The following is a 17,480-nucleotide window of genomic DNA, read 5'->3' as shown; positions in this document are numbered from 1 at the left end:
CTAGCAGGAAATTTTAAAAATATGTCGAATAAACCATTACTAATGATGTAATGAGACAACACGGAGGTGGCCTAGATGCCTTTAACCCCTTTGGATATTCATAACAAAGAGTTTAATCGCGGGTTTCGCGGATATGATGAAGATGAAGTAAATGAGTTTCTTGACCAAGTAATTAAAGACTATGAGCTAGTCATGCGTGATAAAAAGGAGTTAGAAGGAAGAGTATCTGAATTAACAGATCGTCTTGGACATTTTACTAACATCGAAGAAACATTAAATAAATCAATTTTAATTGCTCAAGAAGCAGCGGAAGATGTGAAGCGAAACGCTGAAAAAGAAGCGAAGCTCATTATAAAAGAAGCAGAAAAAAATGCGGACCGTATTATTAATGAAGCATTGTCTAAGTCTCGTAAAATTGCGATGGACATTGAGGAGACGAAAAAGCAGTCTAAAGTATTTAGAACTCGTTTCAAAATGTTAATCGAAGCACAGCTTGAAATGTTAAACAGCGACGACTGGGATCAGTTGATGGATTATGAGATGCCAGCGCTAGAAGAAAAAATTGACTAGTCAAGACATCATCTTGACTTCTCACGTTTTGTTGTCATATAATTTGGTAACAGATGAAATTTCATATCAAACAGTACGGAGACAGGGACAGTAGCTTTTTTAGTTTGTCAAAGCGAATCGAGGATGGTGTGAGCTCGATAACAAACAAAAAAGTGAAAATCACCCTAGAGTACCATTGCTGAACTGATGATAGTAAGCAGTGGCGGTTTATTCACGTTACGAATGCAAAGAGGATTTGCGTGCAGCAAATCTACTAGGGTGGTACCGCGGGAGGCCTTCTCGTCCCTTTTTGGGATGAGGAGGTCTTTTTGTTATGGTACAAAAAGATATGAAATTTACGTTTTTTTTTGGAGGGTAAAACATGGAATATAAAGATACATTATTGATGCCAAAAACTGAATTTCCAATGCGTGGAAATTTACCGAACCGCGAGCCTAAAATGCAAGAACAGTGGGCTGAAATGAATATTTATGAAAAAGTACAAAAACGTACGGAAGGCCGTCCGCTATTTGTCCTGCATGATGGACCTCCATATGCGAATGGCGATATTCACATGGGACATGCATTAAATAAAATTTTAAAAGATTTTATCGTTCGCTATAAGTCGATGTCAGGCTTCTGTGCACCTTATGTACCAGGCTGGGATACACACGGTTTGCCAATTGAAACAGCTTTAACAAAAAATAAAAAAGTAAACCGCAAAGAAATGACGGTAGCTGAGTTCCGTAAGCTTTGCGAACAGTATGCTTGGGAACAAGTAAACGGCCAACGTGAGCAGTTCAAGCGTTTAGGTGTACGCGGAGATTGGGATAATCCATATGTAACGCTTCAGCCCCAGTACGAAGCGCAGCAAATCAAAGTGTTTGGTGACATGGCGAAAAAAGGCTACATCTACAAAGGGTTAAAACCAGTGTACTGGTCCCCTTCAAGTGAATCTGCTTTAGCAGAAGCGGAAATTGAGTACTATGACAAACGTTCAGCTTCTATTTACGTAGCATTTAACGTAAAAGATGGTAAAGGTGTGCTTGAACAAGATGAAAAATTCATCATTTGGACGACAACACCATGGACAATGCCAGCTAACCAAGGGATTGCTGTCAATCCTGAGCTTCAGTACAGCGTAGTTGAAGTAGATGGAGCAAAATATGTAGTGGCAACTGAACTGATTGAAACAGTTGCTAAAGAAATTGAATGGGCTGACTATAAGACGCTTCGTACGGTAAAAGGTTCAGAACTTGAGCGTGTAGTAGCTGAGCATCCAATCTACAAGCGTGATTCATTAGTTGTTCTTGGCGATCACGTAACAACGGATGCTGGTACTGGGTGTGTTCATACAGCACCGGGACACGGGGAAGACGACTTTATCGTTGGTCAAAAATACGGTTTGGAAGTTCTTTGTCCAGTCGACAGTAAGGGTCATATGACGAATGAAGCACCAGGATTTGAAGGGTTATTCTATGATAAAGCGAATAAGCCGATTACAGACAAACTAGAAGAAGAAGGCGCGCTGTTAAAATTAAGTTTCATTACCCACTCATACCCACATGACTGGCGTACAAAGAAACCAACAATTTTCCGTGCAACGGCACAGTGGTTTGCGTCTATTAAAGATTTCCGTGAAGATTTATTAAAAGCAGTAGAAAAAACAAAATGGGTGCCTACTTGGGGTGAAACGCGACTTTATAACATGGTGCGTGACCGCGGAGACTGGTGTATTTCTCGTCAACGTGCATGGGGCGTTCCGATTCCGGTATTTTATGCTGAAAATGATGAGCCAATCATTACGGATGAAACAATTGAACACGTATCAAATCTATTTAGAGAACATGGATCAAACGTATGGTTTGAGCGTGAAGCAAAAGACTTGCTTCCGGAAGGCTTTACTCATGAAGGAAGCCCAAATGGCCGCTTCACAAAAGAAACAGACATCATGGACGTATGGTTTGACTCTGGTTCTTCACATCAAGCTGTTCTTGAAGAACGTGAAGACTTACAGCGTCCGGCTGATTTGTATTTAGAAGGTTCTGACCAATACCGCGGCTGGTTTAATTCAAGTCTTTCTACAAGCGTAGCTGTAACGGGTGAAGCACCTTATAAAGGGGTACTTAGCCACGGATTTGCTTTAGACGGTGAAGGTCGCAAAATGAGTAAGTCATTAGGAAACGTTGTAATTCCAGAAAAAGTAATGAAACAACTAGGTGCAGATATTTTACGTTTATGGGTAGCTTCTGTAGATTACCAAGCTGATGTTCGTGTATCTGATAACATTTTAAAACAAGTAGCAGAAGTATATCGTAAAATCCGCAACACGTTCCGTTTCTTACTAGGAAACTTAGAGGACTTTAATCCAACAACTGATGCTGTAGCTGTTGAAGACCTTCGTGAAGTAGACCGCTACATGCTTGTGAAGCTGAACAAATTAATTGATAAAGTGAAAAAATCTTATGATTCATATGAATTCTCAAGCATTTATCACGCAGTGCATAATTTCTGTACAATTGATATGAGTTCATTCTACTTAGACTTTGCAAAAGATGTATTGTACATCGAAGCAGAAAATAATGTAGAGCGCCGCAGCATTCAAACGGTCCTTTATGAAACGTTATTATCGTTAACGAAATTAGTGTCTCCAATTCTTTCTCATACAGCAGACGAAGTATGGGTTCACATTCCAAATGTAACGGAAGAAAGCGTGCAGCTAGTTGATATGCCAGAGGTTCAAGAAATCGAAGGAGCAGATCAATTAGTAGAGAAATGGGATGCATTCATGGAGCTTCGTGATGAAGTATTAAAAGCGCTAGAACAGGCTCGTAATGAAAAAGTAATCGGTAAGTCTTTAGAAGCAAAATTAACGCTGTATCCAACAGCAGATACGAAAGAACTGTTAGCATCTATTTCTGAAAATGTAGGTCAACTCTTCATCGTTTCAGATCTTGAGGTAGCAGAAGGTGAAGCACCTGCTGAAGCACAAAAATTCAGCTATGCTTCAATTGTTGTAAGTAAAGCAGAAGGTGAGAAGTGTGAGCGCTGCTGGGTTGTATCACCAACAGTTGGCGAAGATCAAGATCACCCGACTTTATGTACACGCTGTGCGGATGTTGTAAAAAATCACTACGTTCAGCAGTAATTAACAAAAACACGTCCTTTTTGGGCGTGTTTTTTGCTGTACGAAATTCCCAAATACAATGGTATAAAGCATTTAAAGCCTTAGGAAAAACTTGTGTTGTAGATTCGATGGAAAACTCGGTAAACCTAACATCATTAATACTTCATCTTATCAGCACAGGAGGCGTTTGAATGTATGAAAATTATCTTTCCATTGGACAGGAATTAGCTCTTATTAAAGAAGAATTACAAGATCGCCTATTGAGATATGCTACAGAACAATCTGGTTATATAGATGAAAAGGAACGTTACGTAATAGAAATGATTAAAGCCGATTTAAAAGATGTAGAACACGCGTTAGCAAAGCTTGACGTTGGTGCGTTCGGAATTGATGAACTAACTGGCGAAGTGATGTCTATTCATAAATTAAAAGTAATGCCGACGGCCCGCACAAATGAAGATTTATTTGTTTTATGGTGAGAAGCGAGAAAAAAAATGAATTATGTGCTAAAATGCTTTAGTATGGATTCGTTTGATTTTATTGCGGGAGGAAAACGTTTGTGTTTTATTATCTTATCGCTTTAGCTGTTATACTTATTGATCAGGTAACAAAATGGATGATTGTAAAAGAAATGTATTATGGACAAAGCATCACCGTAATTGAAAACTTTCTTTACATTACCTCTCATCGTAACAGAGGAGCCGCGTGGGGGATTTTACAAGGACAGATGTGGTTCTTTTATCTCATTACGGTGGTTGTGGTAGTCGGTTTAATAATTTATATTCAAAAGCTCAAAAAACAAGATAAATGGTTCGGTATTGCGCTAGCATTAATGTTAGGCGGCGCCATTGGAAACTTTATTGATCGAGTGGTCCGTAAAGAAGTAGTTGATTTCGTAAATACATACATCTTTACGTATGATTTTCCGATTTTTAACGTAGCTGATTCGGCACTTGTCGTCGGAGTAATCATCATGTTTATTATGACGCTGTTTGAAGGGAAAATGAAGAAGGAGCACAAAGAATGAATGTAATTGAAACAGTTATAAATGAAGAACAAGCGGGAGAACGTATTGATAAAGTACTTTCGACTGTAAATGCAGAATGGTCACGTTCACAAGTGCAGCAATGGATTAAAGAAGGTCACGCAAAAGTGAACGATAAAACCGTTAAAGGAAACTATAAATGTAAAACAGGAGACGCTATTATTATCGAAGTGCCGGAATTAGAAGAGCTTGATGTGGTAGCGGAAGAAATGGATTTAGATATTTATTATGAAGATCAAGATGTGCTTGTTGTAAATAAACCTCGCGGCATGGTTGTACATCCAGCTCCTGGTCATCATAGCGGCACGCTTGTAAACGGCCTAATGGCTCACTGTAAAGATTTATCGGGTATTAACGGCGTTATGCGCCCTGGTATCGTTCATCGAATTGATAAAGATACATCCGGTTTACTTATGGTTGCAAAAAATGATTTAGCTCATGAATCACTAGTTAGTCAGCTTGTAGCTAAAACAGTAACGCGTCGTTATAAAGCTATCGTTCACGGAGTAATTGCGCACGATCACGGTACAATTGATGCGCCAATCGGCCGAGATAAGCAAGATCGTCAAAGCATGACGGTAACTGATGAAAACAGTCGTGATGCAGTGACACACTTTACTGTATTGCAGCGTTTTAAAGATTTTTCACTAGTCGAATGTAAGCTAGAAACGGGGCGAACACACCAAATTCGCGTTCATATGAAGTATATTGGCTTTCCGCTTGCCGGGGATCCGAAGTACGGACCGAAAAAAACGCTTCCGATTGACGGACAAGCGCTTCATGCAGGTGTATTAGGCTTTATTCACCCTCGTACAAATGAATATATGGAATTTGAAGCACCGGCTCCAAAAGAGTTTAATGAGATGCTAGAGCTTATTGAAAAAAGAAGTTGACAACTGCCATAAGTGATGGCATACTTGTATTAACTTAATAAGAACCTTTAAGAACAGTCCAGAGAGGCTGAGAAGGAAACGGTGCAGAAAAGGCATATTTATAGCCTTTTTGAAGAAATATGTCTAAAACCAAATCCTCTTGCCTCAAGGCAAGAGGATTTTTTTATGTCAACAACTTGAGGTGAAAAACAGTGAACGTAAAAGCTACCGTACTTGACGAACAGGCTATTCGCCGCGCTTTAACTCGAATTGCACATGAGATTATTGAAAAGAATAAAGGAATCGAAAATTGTGTGCTAGTGGGGATTAAAACGCGAGGTATTTATATCGCAAAACGTTTAGCAGAACGAATTGCACAAATTGAAGGAAATACATTGCCAGTCGGAGAACTAGACATCACGCTTTACCGAGATGATTTATCGAAAGTGACAAGCAATGATGAGCCTCTTGTAAAAGGATCAGATATTCCGACAGATATTGCAAATAAGAACGTCATCTTAGTAGACGATGTGTTATATACGGGCCGTACGGTTCGAGCAGCACTTGATGCACTGATTGATATCGGCCGACCTGAACTCATTCAGCTGGCTGTCTTAGTGGATAGAGGGCACCGCGAGCTGCCGATTCGAGCAGACTACGTTGGCAAAAACGTACCGACAGCTAAAAGTGAAAAAATTGCGGTGCATTTAATGGAAGTAGACGAAAAAGACCACGTGTCTATTTACGAAAAATAAATTATATACCCTTTTAAATGGTAGTCCCGTGAGGCTGCAAAAGGGGGGTCACTATACAAGGAAAACTATACTGCGGTATAGCGTCTTCCTTGTATGCTGAAAACCTCTTTGCCTCTGCGTAAAGAGGTTTTTTAATAGTGATAGGAGGAAAAACATATGAGTCAACAACGAGATTTTGTACTTGATATACATGATAAACCAAAAGCAATAAATTGGTTAACATTGAGTCTGCAGCATTTGTTTGCAATGTTTGGGTCGACGGTGTTAGTGCCGTTCCTAGTTGGGTTCAGCCCGGCAATTGCTTTGATTTCAAGCGGGGTAGGAACGCTTGCTTTCCTGCTCATTACAAGAGGTCAAATTCCTTCTTATCTTGGTTCATCGTTCGCGTTCATCACGCCAATCATTTTCGCCAAAGCTTCGTTTGGACCTGAAGAAACGATGGTTGGTTGTTTCTTAGCCGGACTTGTTTATGGAATTGTTGCTTTGATTATAAAAGGAACAGGAATCAATTGGATTATGAAGCTGCTTCCTCCGGTTGTAGTAGGACCAGTTATTATGGTTATAGGCTTAGGACTGGCTAATACAGCAGTAGGCATGGCTATGAACGATGCAAAAGGAAATTACAGCTTAACTTACCTGATGGTTGCGCTTGTGACACTAGCGATAACAGTTGCGTGCTCAATCTTCTTTAAAAACATTATCAGCCTGATTCCGGTACTGATGGGAATTATCGGCGGATACATCTTCGCTTATACACAAGGATTGGTAGACTTTTCAAAGGTAGTGAAAGCAGAGTGGATTGAAGTACCTCACTTCTACGTGCCGTTCGTCACATACACGCCGTCCATTTCATTAGGGATTGTGCTTATCATGGTACCTGTAGCAGTCGTAACACTCTCAGAACATATCGGACACATTCTCGTCTTAAATAAGATTGTGGATCGAAACTATATTGAAAAGCCAGGGCTGCACAGATCGATTTTAGGAGACGGAGTAGCAACTATGCTTGCTGCGCTGATCGGCGGACCGCCAAATACAACATACGGTGAGAACATCGGAGTGTTAGCCATCACAAAGGTGCTTAGCGTATTTGTGATAGCAGGAGCAGCAGTCTTCGCGATTTTGTTCGGGTTTGTCGGAAAAATCAACGCTCTTATTTCAAGTATACCAACGCCGGTCATGGGCGGGATTTCGATTCTCTTATTCGGAATCATTGCTTCATCGGGCTTGCGAATGATGGTGGATGCAAAGGTAGACCTTGGATCAAAACGAAACTTAATGATTGCTTCGATTATCTTAGTATTAGGAATCGGAGGAGCACACTTAGATATCTCAGAACATGTAAAGATTGATAGCATGGCACTGTCTGCTATCATGGGAGTTCTGCTGAATCTAGTTCTGCCGAAAGAGAAGATAAAAGAAGCAGAAAACGTTCAAGAAACGTCAGCACGAAAAATTTCATAGAACGCCTTTTAATTGAAATCCAGAGAGGTTTCTAAGGGTGTGTGAAAAGCGCGTTATAGACGAAGCTTGTTTTCTTACACCCTTTCTAAGTTAGAAAGGGTGTTTTTTATAAAGAAATGCGAGGAAAGCAAAAATGGAGGGAATCGATATGAAACATTTAGTGACAGTCTCAACACTAGAAACAAATGAAATTCTAGAGATTTTAGACAGCGCTGAAAACTATCGAACGAATAAACAAGGATGGAAACCGGAAGAGAAAATGTTTGTTGCCAACTTATTTTTTGAAGCGAGCACGCGTACTCGATGCAGCTTTGAAATGGCAGAACAGCAGCTAGGATTAACAACAATTCCGTTTGAAGTAACAACTTCAAGCGTCCAAAAAGGAGAAACGCTTTATGACACGATTGAAACATTAGCTTCAATCGGCGTTCAATCAGTTGTTATTCGCCACCCGCAAGATCGTTATTATGAAGCACTGCAGGAAAAAGTATCGATTCCCATCATTAATGCAGGAGACGGATGCGGTCAGCATCCAACTCAATGTCTGCTTGATCTACTGACGATTCGCCAAGAGTTCGGCTCGTTTAAAGGATTAAAAGTCGCAATAGTCGGAGATTTGCGACATAGCCGCGTAGCGAGATCGAATGCTGAAATACTGACAAAACTAGGGGCGACCGTATATTTTGCGGGACCTGAAGAATGGAAAGATGAAGAGAACAGACACGGTACATATCTTGATATCGATGAAGCAATCGAAACGGTCGATGTTGTGATGCTGCTGCGTATTCAATTTGAAAGGCATGAAGAGAACACTTCAGAGCTTGCACAGAACTACCACAGCCGCTTCGGATTAACCGTTGAACGAGAGCGGAAAATGAAATCACATAGCATTATCCTTCATCCAGCTCCTGTAAACAGAGGAGTCGAAATTGCAGATGAGCTCGTTGAATGTGAACGATCAAGAATTTTTAAACAAATGCAAAATGGCGTGTACATTCGCATGGCAGTATTAGCAAGAGCGCTACAACCAATTGAAAGGGGACTTAATAATGACAACAATTATCAAAAATGCTACATGGTTAAATGAAGGGAAAATTGAACAAGTCGAACTGAAAATTGAAAATGGTGTAATTGCTGAAATAGCTTCACACATCGACGTGGAGAATGAAGAAGTCATTGATGCAGGCGGGAACTTCTTATCACCGGGTTTAATCGATGTCCACGTTCACTTGCGCGAGCCAGGGGGAGAAAAGAAAGAAACGATTGAAACGGGTACTCTAGCAGCGGCAAAGGGCGGTTTTACAGCAATTGCTGCAATGCCAAACACGCGTCCAGTTCCGGATACTGTTGAACAAATGGAGTGGGTAAACAAGCGTATTGAAGAAACAGCACATGTTCGCGTATTGCCATACGCATCGATTACCACTCGCCAATTAGGAAAAGAACTAACGGACTTTGAAGGCTTAAAAGAAGCGGGCGCATTTGCTTTTACAGATGATGGAGTAGGCGTTCAGTCAACAGGAATGATGCTAGAAGCGATGAAGAAAGCCGCTTCATTAAATAAAGCAATCGTTGCACACTGTGAAGATAATGATTTAATCAACAAAGGCTGCGTCCACGACGGAAAATTTGCAAAAGAACATGGACTAAACGGTATTCCTTCTATCTGTGAAGCCGTTCAAATTGCACGAGATGTACTGCTTGCTGAAGCAGCAAACTGTCACTACCATGTGTGTCACGTAAGTACAAAAGAATCCATTCGCGCCATTCGGGATGCAAAAAAAGCAGGCATTCGCGTAACCGCAGAAGTAACGCCTCATCATTTACTGCTAAATGAGGAAGACATCCCTGGGCTTGATTCAAACTTTAAAATGAATCCGCCGCTTCGAGGAAAAGATGATCAACAGGCATTAATTGAAGCTTTATTAGATGGAACGCTTGATTTTATCGCCACTGATCATGCACCGCACACAGCGGACGAAAAAGCAGAAGGCATGGAGCTTGCGCCGTTTGGGATTGTGGGACTTGAAACAGCTTTCCCGCTTCTTTATACAAACTTAGTATTAAAAGAAGTAATGACGCTAGAGCAGCTAGTATCATATTTAACAAACAAGCCTGCTGACACGTTCAACCTTCCCTATGGCACCATCGAAGTAGGGAAAACAGCAGATTTAACTATCATTGATCTTGAAACGGAAAAAGCAATTAATCCAGAAGAATTTGTATCAAAAGGTAAAAATACGCCGTTTGCTAACTGGGTATGCAAAGGTTGGCCGGTAATGACATTAGTAGAAGGTAAACGAGTATGGGAGGATGTTAAAGCATGCAACGTCAACTAATTTTAGAAGATGGAACAGTATTTATCGGAAAAGGATTCGGCAGCGACAAAGAAATGACAGGAGAAGTTGTTTTCAACACGGGAATGACAGGATATCAAGAAATTCTATCTGATCCATCATACTGTGCACAAATTGTGACATTAACATATCCTTTAATCGGAAACTACGGTATTAACCGCGATGACTTTGAGTCGATTGAACCAGCTGTACACGGTTTGATTGTAAAAGAAATTTGTGATGCTCCTTCAAACTTCAGAAGCGAACTATCAGTAGATGAATTTTTAAAACAAAAAGATATTCCAGGATTGGCTGGAATCGACACGAGAAAATTAACGAGAAAAATTCGTCAGCACGGTGCGCTTCGCGGACGCGTGTGCAACATGGAAGTCAATGTAGAAGAAGTGGTAGCACAGCTTCAAAATCATGAACTTCCGACTGATTCAGTTAAAAAAGTATCAACAGTGAAGCCTTATCCAAGCCCAGGCAGAGGTAAAAAAGTGGTACTCGTTGACTTTGGAATGAAACACGGAATTTTACGTGAATTAACAGCTCGTCAATGCGACGTGATTGTGGTTCCTTATAACGTAACTGCGCAAGAAATTCTTCAATTAAATCCAGATGGCATCATGTTGAGCAACGGACCTGGAGACCCAAAAGACGTACCTGAAGCAATCGAGATGATTCAAGGGGTTTTAGGAAAGGTTCCTCTTTTCGGAATTTGTTTAGGACATCAGCTGTTTGCGCTAGCATGCGGAGCAGATACAGAAAAAATGAAATTTGGTCATCGTGGATCCAACCATCCTGTAAAGGATCTAAAAACCAATAAAGTAGCTCTTACATCTCAAAACCACGGCTATACAGTATGTGAGCCATCTCTTGTCAACACGCCATTAGAAGTGACGCACGTTGCGCTTAACGATGGAACAGTTGAAGGAGTAAAGCATAAAGAATATCCGGCATTCACGGTTCAATATCACCCTGAAGCATCACCGGGACCTGAAGATGCAAACGGATTGTTCAACGAATTTATGAATCTTATGAAAAACAATCAGAAAGTAGGTAATTGCTAATGCCAAAACGTCAAGATATTAACACAATTCTCGTAATCGGATCAGGACCAATCGTCATCGGACAGGCGGCAGAGTTTGACTATGCAGGAGCGCAAGCGTGTATTGCGCTAAAAGAAGAAGGATACAAAGTTATTCTTGTGAATTCCAATCCTGCAACAATCATGACAGACTCAGAAATGGCAGATAAAGTATATATTGAACCTCTAACGGTTGAATTTGTAAGCTCAATTATTCGTAAAGAACGCCCTGATGCCCTGCTTCCAACGCTTGGCGGTCAAACGGGATTGAACTTAGCGGTAGAATTACACGAAACAGGTATTTTAGAAGAATTTAATGTAGAAATTCTCGGGACAAAATTATCGGCGATTGAACAAGCTGAAGACCGTGAGCAGTTCCGTTCACTAATGAATGAACTAAATCAGCCTGTCCCAGCAAGTGAAATCATTCATTCGCTAGACGAAGCGTATGCGTTTGTTGAACAAGTAAACTATCCGGTAATCGTGCGTCCTGCTTATACGCTTGGCGGTACGGGAGGCGGAATTTGTAACAACGAGCAAGAGTTGATTGAAATTGTAACAAGTGGATTAAAACACAGTCCTGTAACACAGTGCTTACTTGAGAAAAGCATTGCAGGCTTTAAAGAAATTGAATATGAAGTAATGCGCGATGCAAACGATAATGCGATTGTAGTATGTAATATGGAAAACTTTGATCCGGTCGGTATTCATACGGGAGATTCAATTGTTGTAGCACCAAGCCAAACGCTAAGCGACCGTGAGTATCAGCTGCTTAGAAATGCGTCACTAACAATTATCCGAGCGCTTAAAATCGAAGGCGGATGTAACGTTCAGCTAGCACTAGATCCAGAAAGCTTCCAGTATTACGTAATTGAAGTAAACCCTCGCGTAAGCCGCTCATCGGCTTTAGCATCAAAAGCAACAGGGTATCCAATTGCAAAATTAGCAGCAAAAATTGCGGTAGGCTTAACATTAGATGAAATGATGAACCCGGTAACTGGGAAGACATACGCATGTTTCGAACCGGCACTAGATTACATCGTATCTAAAATTCCACGCTGGCCGTTTGATAAATTTGAATCAGCTAATCGTAAACTAGGTACACAGATGAAAGCAACAGGTGAAGTAATGGCAATTGGCCGCACGTTCGAAGAGTCAATTTTAAAAGCTGTACGCTCACTAGAGTCAAACGTTCATCACTTAGAGCTGAAAGATGCGCATGAATTTGATGATGCAATTATTGAAAAACGTATTCGCAAAGCTGGTGATGAGCGATTATTCTACATCGCAGAAGCGATTCGCCGTGGCGTAACGATTCAGCAAATTCACGAGTGGAGCAAAATCGATCTCTTCTTCTTAGTAAAACTTGAAAAAGTGATTGCTTTTGAAAATGTGTTAAAAGAAGAGATTCATAACGTAGAAGTTTTACAGGAAGCAAAAGAAATGGGATTTGCAGACTGCACGATTGCTAAGCTATGGAATCAAACAGAGCGTGAAGTATATGACTTCCGCAAACAAAATGGCGTGATGCCAGTGTACAAAACGGTAGATACATGTGCAGCTGAATTTGAATCTACAACACCATATTTCTACGGCACGTTTGAAGATGAAAACGAATCGATTGTTACAGATCGTAAAAGCGTTGTAGTGTTAGGGTCAGGACCAATCCGCATCGGGCAAGGAATTGAGTTTGACTATGCAACAGTTCACTCCGTGTGGGCGATTAAAGAAGCTGGATACGAGGCGATTATTGTCAATAACAATCCAGAAACAGTATCAACTGACTTCAGTATTTCAGATAAATTATACTTCGAGCCGCTGACGATTGAAGATGTGATGCATATCATCGATTTAGAAAAACCAGAAGGTGTGGTTGTACAGTTCGGTGGTCAAACAGCAATCAACTTAGCAGACGAGCTAGAAGCAAGAGGGGTCAAGATTTTAGGAACGTCGCTTGAAAGCTTAGACGCAGCGGAAGATCGTAAAAAATTCGAAGCGGCGCTAGCACGTTTAGAAGTACCTCAGCCGCTTGGAAAGACGGTTACATCCGTAGAAGAAGCAGTGGTTGTGGCAAAAGAAATTGGTTATCCGGTGCTTGTACGACCTTCATATGTACTAGGCGGACGCGCAATGGAAATTGTATATAAAGAAGAAGAACTGCTTCACTATATGAAACACGCGGTAAAAGTACACGCTGATCACCCTGTGTTAATCGACCGCTACTTAACTGGAAAAGAAATTGAAGTCGATGCCATTTCAGACGGTGAAACAGTGGTTATTCCAGGGATTATGGAACATGTAGAGCGCGCCGGTGTACACTCAGGTGACTCCATTGCTGTATATCCACCGCAAACTCTGTCACAGGATGTAAAAGATACAATCATTGATTACACAACACGTATTGCAAAAGGCTTAAACATTATTGGACTGCTCAACATTCAGTTCGTCTTATCAAAAGGAGAAGTGTTTGTTCTTGAAGTAAATCCTCGTTCAAGCCGTACGGTGCCGTTCTTAAGTAAAATTACGCGTATTCCGATGGCGAATATCGCAACAAAAGTTATTTTAGGAACAAGTTTGCGAGAGCTTGGTTATGAATCAGGCATGCACCCTGAAGAAGAAGGCGTCTACGTAAAAGTGCCGGTCTTCTCATTTGCAAAGCTGCGTCGCGTAGATATTACGCTTGGACCTGAAATGAAATCTACTGGAGAAGTAATGGGGCAAGATTCAACGTACGAAAAAGCATTATATAAAGGACTAATTGCGTCAGGTATGTCCATTAAGCCGTACGGTTCAGTACTTATGACAGTAGCGGATAAAGACAAAGAAGAGGCAACAGCGCTTGCGAAGCGTTTTGCTAACATCGGCTACCAGGTGATTGCAACGGAAGGAACAGCTTCAACGTTTACAAAAGAAGACATTCGCGTAAAAGTAGTAAATAAAATTCATCATGAAGATCACAATCTTTTAGATGTGATACGAAAAGGTGAAGCGCAGCTTGTCATCAACACGCTAACAAAAGGAAAACAGCCTGCGCGTGACGGATTTAAAATTCGCCGTGAAGCAGTTGAAAATGGTGTACCTTGCTTAACATCACTTGATACAGCAGAAGCGATTTTACGAGTGCTTGAAACGATCAGCTTCCATACAACACCAATGAAAAAAGTTCGTCCAACTAAAGAGGTGACAACCGTATGATCAAACATGAAATGATGCAAGTCGTCAGTCAGCGACCGTTAACACACAATGTATATGAATTAACCCTTCAAGGCGAGCTTGTTCGTTTCATGAATGAGCCGGGGCAGTTTGTGCATATCCGCGTCAACAACGACTATTTGCCGCTGCTTCGCAGACCAATCAGTATTGCAGAAATTGACCAAACGCACGAACAATTTACGATGATTTACCGTGCAGAAGGGGCGGGAACATCGCTGCTTGCTGAAAAACAAGCCGGACAGTCGATCGACGTGTTAGGTCCGCTTGGCCACGGTTTTCCATTGGAAGCGATAGAGTCAGGTCAAACGGCTTTATTAGTAGGGGGAGGCATTGGAGTGCCTCCGCTCTATGAGCTTTCAAAAAGACTTCGTGAAAAAGGCGTGCAGGTTATTCACGTCTTAGGCTTTCAATCAAAAGCAGACGTATTTTACGAGCGAGAGTTTTTAGCTTTAGGAGAAACATATATTGCAACGGTAGACGGCTCTTACGGAACAAAAGGTTTTGTCACAACGGTGATTGACGAGCAGCAGTTTTCATATGACGTTATGTTTTCATGCGGTCCAACTCCGATGTTAAAAGCACTAGAAAATAATTATACAAACAAGCCGCTTTACATTTCTTTAGAAGAAAGAATGGGCTGTGGAATCGGTGCTTGTTTTGCATGTGTATGCAGAGAAAGTGAAGATTCTACGGCGTATAAAAAAATCTGCAGCGACGGTCCCGTCTTTCAAGCAGGGGAGGTGCTTCTATGAGTATGCTAAAAACGACATTGCCAGGATTAGATTTGAAAAATCCAATTATGCCCGCATCCGGCTGTTTTGGATTTGGGCGTGAGTATGCTCAATTTTATTCACTTGATGCACTTGGAGCCATTATGATTAAAGCGACTACTGCGGACACTCGTTTTGGCAATCCAACTCCTCGCGTAGCGGAAACATCTGCAGGAATGTTAAATGCGATTGGATTACAAAATCCTGGGTTAGAAAAAGTAATGAACGAAGAGCTCGTTTGGCTTCAGCAATATGACGTGCCGATTATCGCGAACGTAGCCGGTGCTTCAATTGAAGAATATGTGCACGTGGCAAAAGAAATTTCAACCGTATCAAATGTAAAAGCACTTGAATTGAATATTTCATGTCCTAACGTAAAAGAAGGCGGAATTGCGTTTGGCGTAGATCCTGTCATTGCTGCTCGTTTAACGAAAGCAGTAAAAGATGTTTCAAATGTTCCAGTTTATGTTAAACTATCACCAAACGTATCCAATATTGTAGACATGGCAATGGCTGTTGAAGAAGCCGGTGCGGATGGCTTAACGATGATCAATACGCTTCTCGGGATGCGTCTGGATTTGAAAACAGCTCAGCCGGTTTTAGCGAACGGCACAGGCGGACTGTCAGGCCCATCTATTAAACCGGTAGCGATTCGAATGGTATATGAAGTGAGTCAAAAAGTGAACATTCCAATTATCGGTATGGGCGGAGTGACAACTGCTGAAGATGCACTCGAGTTCCTATATGCAGGTGCAAGTGCAGTGGCGGTTGGTACAGCAAACTTTGTTGACCCGTATGTATGTCCAACCATCATTGACGAACTGCCAAGGCTATTAACATCATTAGGATACGAGCATGTTTCAGAATGTATTGGAAGGAGCTGGAAAAAGCGTGAAGCAACCGTTAATCATTGCTCTTGATTTTTCATCAATTAACGATGTACAGCAGTTTTTAATGCCTTTTCAACAAGAGTCATTGTTTGTGAAAGTAGGCATGGAACTGTTTTATAAAGAAGGGTTATCCATTATTTCTGCATTAAAAGAGCAAAACCACCAAATCTTTTTAGACTTAAAGCTTCATGATATTCCCAATACAGTAAAGCAAGGGATGAAGTCTTTAGCTTCTCTTGAAGTGGATTTGGTTAACGTTCACGCAGCGGGCGGAATGAACATGATGCAAGCAGCCGTTGAAGGACTTGACTTAGGAACCGCTGCCGGCAAAAAGCGCCCGGATTGTATTGCGGTTACTCAGCTAACGAGTACATCTGATGAAATGCTAAAAGAGCAGCAGCTCATTACACATTCGATGCAAGAAGTGGTTACGCATTATGCAGCGCTTGCTAAAAAAAGCGGACTTGACGGCGTTGTATGTTCTACTCATGAAGTCCCTTCGATTCGAAAAGCAGCGGGAGAGGACTTTTTGACCGTAACGCCGGGTATTCGTATGGGCACAGATTCAGTAGATGACCAAGTCCGTGTGGCAACACCTCAGCTAGCGAGAGAATATGGCTCAAGTGCCATTGTCGTTGGACGTTCTATTACTAAAGCAAAAGACCCGCTTAAAGCATATTATGAGATGTTACAGCAGTGGAAAGGGGAGCGTATTACGCGATGACAAAACTACGAAAAGAAATTGCAAAACAATTAATTGATATTGAGGCAGTAAGCCTTCAACCAAACGAGCCGTTTACGTGGGCCTCTGGAATTAAGTCACCTATTTATTGTGACAACCGTCTAACGCTTAGCTACCCGAAAGTGCGAAAAGAAATTGCAAAAGGTCTGCAGCATTTAATTAAAACGTATTTTGCCAATGCAGAAGTGATTGCCGGTACCGCTACAGCTGGTATCCCTCATGCAGCATGGGTAAGTGAAGCGCTAGAGCTTCCAATGTGCTATGTGCGAAGCAAAGCAAAAGAACATGGCCAAGGAAATCAAATCGAAGGAAAAGTAACAAAAGGTCAAAAAGTAGTTGTGATTGAAGATTTGATTTCAACTGGCGGAAGTGTGTTTACCGCAGTCGATGCATTAAAAGCGCAGGGGTGTGAAGTGCTTGGAGTTGTGTCTATCTTTACATATGAGCTGGAAAAAGCGCGTCAGCTGTTTAAAGAAAAAGAACTTCAGGTTTATTCGCTAACAGACTACTCTACGCTAGTAGAAGCGGCAAACGAAGCGGGATACATTGAAGAAGAAGCGATGGACAAGCTATTTAAATGGCGTGAAAACCCTTCAGACCCTTCATGGATGAACTAAACTAGGTCTA

At 41.3% G+C, this 17,480-nt stretch carries 15 protein-coding genes and 1 other annotated feature; all 15 genes read left to right on the top strand.

Annotated elements, in window-relative coordinates; translation table 11 throughout:
* Nucleotides 1-75: 75 nt before the first annotated feature.
* The 15 genes from ACFX4W_RS09820 to pyrE all read left to right on the top strand — a co-directional run bounded on the left by ACFX4W_RS09820 (nucleotide 76) and on the right by pyrE (nucleotide 17,470).
* Complete coding sequence (locus ACFX4W_RS09820) at nucleotides 76-570, top strand: DivIVA domain-containing protein (protein WP_013058945.1); 495 nt, start codon at nucleotides 76-78, stop codon at nucleotides 568-570.
* Between the two features lie 69 nt (nucleotides 571-639).
* Nucleotides 640-860 (top strand) — a binding site (T-box leader).
* Between the two features lie 71 nt (nucleotides 861-931).
* Nucleotides 932-3,697 carry an isoleucine--tRNA ligase gene (ileS, locus tag ACFX4W_RS09815; protein ID WP_043976425.1) on the top strand — a complete coding sequence of 922 codons (2,766 nt, stop codon included), beginning with the start codon at nucleotides 932-934 and terminating at the stop codon, nucleotides 3,695-3,697.
* A gap of 170 nt (nucleotides 3,698-3,867) precedes the next feature.
* On the top strand, nucleotides 3,868-4,155 hold the full coding sequence (locus tag ACFX4W_RS09810) for a conjugal transfer protein TraR (protein ID WP_013084845.1): 288 nt from the start codon (nucleotides 3,868-3,870) through the stop codon (nucleotides 4,153-4,155).
* An 80-nt stretch (nucleotides 4,156-4,235) separates the two neighbouring features.
* Complete coding sequence (gene lspA, locus ACFX4W_RS09805) at nucleotides 4,236-4,703, top strand: signal peptidase II (RefSeq protein ID WP_013084844.1); 468 nt, start codon at nucleotides 4,236-4,238, stop codon at nucleotides 4,701-4,703.
* Nucleotides 4,700-5,614: an RluA family pseudouridine synthase gene (locus ACFX4W_RS09800; protein WP_013058941.1), complete on the top strand. Its 915-nt coding sequence runs from the start codon at nucleotides 4,700-4,702 to the stop codon at nucleotides 5,612-5,614. The genes lspA and ACFX4W_RS09800 overlap by 4 nt, the downstream gene beginning before the upstream one ends.
* 191 nt (nucleotides 5,615-5,805) lie before the next feature.
* The gene (gene pyrR, locus ACFX4W_RS09795; protein WP_013058940.1) at nucleotides 5,806-6,348 is read left to right on the top strand and encodes a bifunctional pyr operon transcriptional regulator/uracil phosphoribosyltransferase PyrR; all 543 of its coding nucleotides are present in this window, start codon (nucleotides 5,806-5,808) and stop codon (nucleotides 6,346-6,348) included.
* Between the two features lie 156 nt (nucleotides 6,349-6,504).
* A complete protein-coding gene (locus tag ACFX4W_RS09790) occupies nucleotides 6,505-7,812 on the top strand; it encodes a uracil-xanthine permease family protein (RefSeq protein WP_043976427.1) in 1,308 nt (435 codons plus the stop codon).
* Nucleotides 7,813-7,960: 148 nt separating this feature from the next.
* The gene (locus tag ACFX4W_RS09785; RefSeq protein WP_043976429.1) at nucleotides 7,961-8,899 is read left to right on the top strand and encodes an aspartate carbamoyltransferase catalytic subunit; all 939 of its coding nucleotides are present in this window, start codon (nucleotides 7,961-7,963) and stop codon (nucleotides 8,897-8,899) included.
* A complete protein-coding gene (locus ACFX4W_RS09780; RefSeq protein ID WP_043976431.1) occupies nucleotides 8,862-10,151 on the top strand; it encodes a dihydroorotase in 1,290 nt (429 codons plus the stop codon). The genes ACFX4W_RS09785 and ACFX4W_RS09780 overlap by 38 nt, the downstream gene beginning before the upstream one ends.
* Nucleotides 10,136-11,221: a carbamoyl phosphate synthase small subunit gene (locus tag ACFX4W_RS09775; RefSeq protein WP_043976434.1), complete on the top strand. Its 1,086-nt coding sequence runs from the start codon at nucleotides 10,136-10,138 to the stop codon at nucleotides 11,219-11,221. Before ACFX4W_RS09780 ends, ACFX4W_RS09775 begins: the two co-directional genes overlap by 16 nt.
* Nucleotides 11,221-14,433 (top strand): carbamoyl-phosphate synthase large subunit, encoded by a 3,213-nt coding sequence (gene carB / locus ACFX4W_RS09770; RefSeq protein ID WP_377559365.1) that lies wholly within the window; start codon nucleotides 11,221-11,223, stop codon nucleotides 14,431-14,433. Before ACFX4W_RS09775 ends, carB begins: the two co-directional genes overlap by 1 nt.
* Nucleotides 14,430-15,203, top strand: a complete 774-nt coding sequence (locus tag ACFX4W_RS09765; RefSeq protein ID WP_013084838.1) for a dihydroorotate dehydrogenase electron transfer subunit — start codon at nucleotides 14,430-14,432, stop codon at nucleotides 15,201-15,203. The genes carB and ACFX4W_RS09765 overlap by 4 nt, the downstream gene beginning before the upstream one ends.
* On the top strand, nucleotides 15,200-16,141 hold the full coding sequence (locus ACFX4W_RS09760) for a dihydroorotate dehydrogenase (RefSeq protein WP_016765435.1): 942 nt from the start codon (nucleotides 15,200-15,202) through the stop codon (nucleotides 16,139-16,141). The genes ACFX4W_RS09765 and ACFX4W_RS09760 overlap by 4 nt, the downstream gene beginning before the upstream one ends.
* Entirely contained in the window at nucleotides 16,113-16,835 is a 723-nt protein-coding gene (gene pyrF, locus ACFX4W_RS09755; RefSeq protein WP_013058932.1) for an orotidine-5'-phosphate decarboxylase, read from the top strand. Before ACFX4W_RS09760 ends, pyrF begins: the two co-directional genes overlap by 29 nt.
* Nucleotides 16,832-17,470 (top strand): orotate phosphoribosyltransferase, encoded by a 639-nt coding sequence (pyrE, locus tag ACFX4W_RS09750; RefSeq protein ID WP_013058931.1) that lies wholly within the window; start codon nucleotides 16,832-16,834, stop codon nucleotides 17,468-17,470. The genes pyrF and pyrE overlap by 4 nt, the downstream gene beginning before the upstream one ends.
* Nucleotides 17,471-17,480: the final 10 nt, after the last annotated feature.

Source organism: Priestia sp. YIM B13489 (assembly GCF_042787645.1).
Classification (GTDB): Bacteria; Bacillota; Bacilli; order Bacillales; family Bacillaceae_H; genus Priestia; species Priestia megaterium.
The sequence above is the reverse complement of the archived record's forward strand: the minus strand, read 5'-3'. Positions and strand labels throughout refer to the sequence as shown.

Bases quoted from the DNA above. Each gene is read 5' to 3' on its own strand.
- ACFX4W_RS09820 (WP_013058945.1), top strand. From the start codon at position 76: ATGCCTTTAACCCCTTTGGATATTCATAACAAAGAGTTTAATCGCGGG.
- ileS (WP_043976425.1), top strand. From the start codon at position 932: ATGGAATATAAAGATACATTATTGATGCCAAAAACTGAATTTCCAATG.
- ACFX4W_RS09810 (WP_013084845.1), top strand. From the start codon at position 3,868: ATGTATGAAAATTATCTTTCCATTGGACAGGAATTAGCTCTTATTAAA.
- ACFX4W_RS09800 (WP_013058941.1), top strand. From the start codon at position 4,700: ATGAATGTAATTGAAACAGTTATAAATGAAGAACAAGCGGGAGAACGT.
- ACFX4W_RS09790 (WP_043976427.1), top strand. From the start codon at position 6,505: ATGAGTCAACAACGAGATTTTGTACTTGATATACATGATAAACCAAAA.
- ACFX4W_RS09785 (WP_043976429.1), top strand. From the start codon at position 7,961: ATGAAACATTTAGTGACAGTCTCAACACTAGAAACAAATGAAATTCTA.
- ACFX4W_RS09780 (WP_043976431.1), top strand. From the start codon at position 8,862: ATGACAACAATTATCAAAAATGCTACATGGTTAAATGAAGGGAAAATT.
- ACFX4W_RS09775 (WP_043976434.1), top strand. From the start codon at position 10,136: ATGCAACGTCAACTAATTTTAGAAGATGGAACAGTATTTATCGGAAAA.
- carB (WP_377559365.1), top strand. From the start codon at position 11,221: ATGCCAAAACGTCAAGATATTAACACAATTCTCGTAATCGGATCAGGA.
- ACFX4W_RS09765 (WP_013084838.1), top strand. From the start codon at position 14,430: ATGATCAAACATGAAATGATGCAAGTCGTCAGTCAGCGACCGTTAACA.
- ACFX4W_RS09760 (WP_016765435.1), top strand. From the start codon at position 15,200: ATGAGTATGCTAAAAACGACATTGCCAGGATTAGATTTGAAAAATCCA.
- pyrE (WP_013058931.1), top strand. From the start codon at position 16,832: ATGACAAAACTACGAAAAGAAATTGCAAAACAATTAATTGATATTGAG.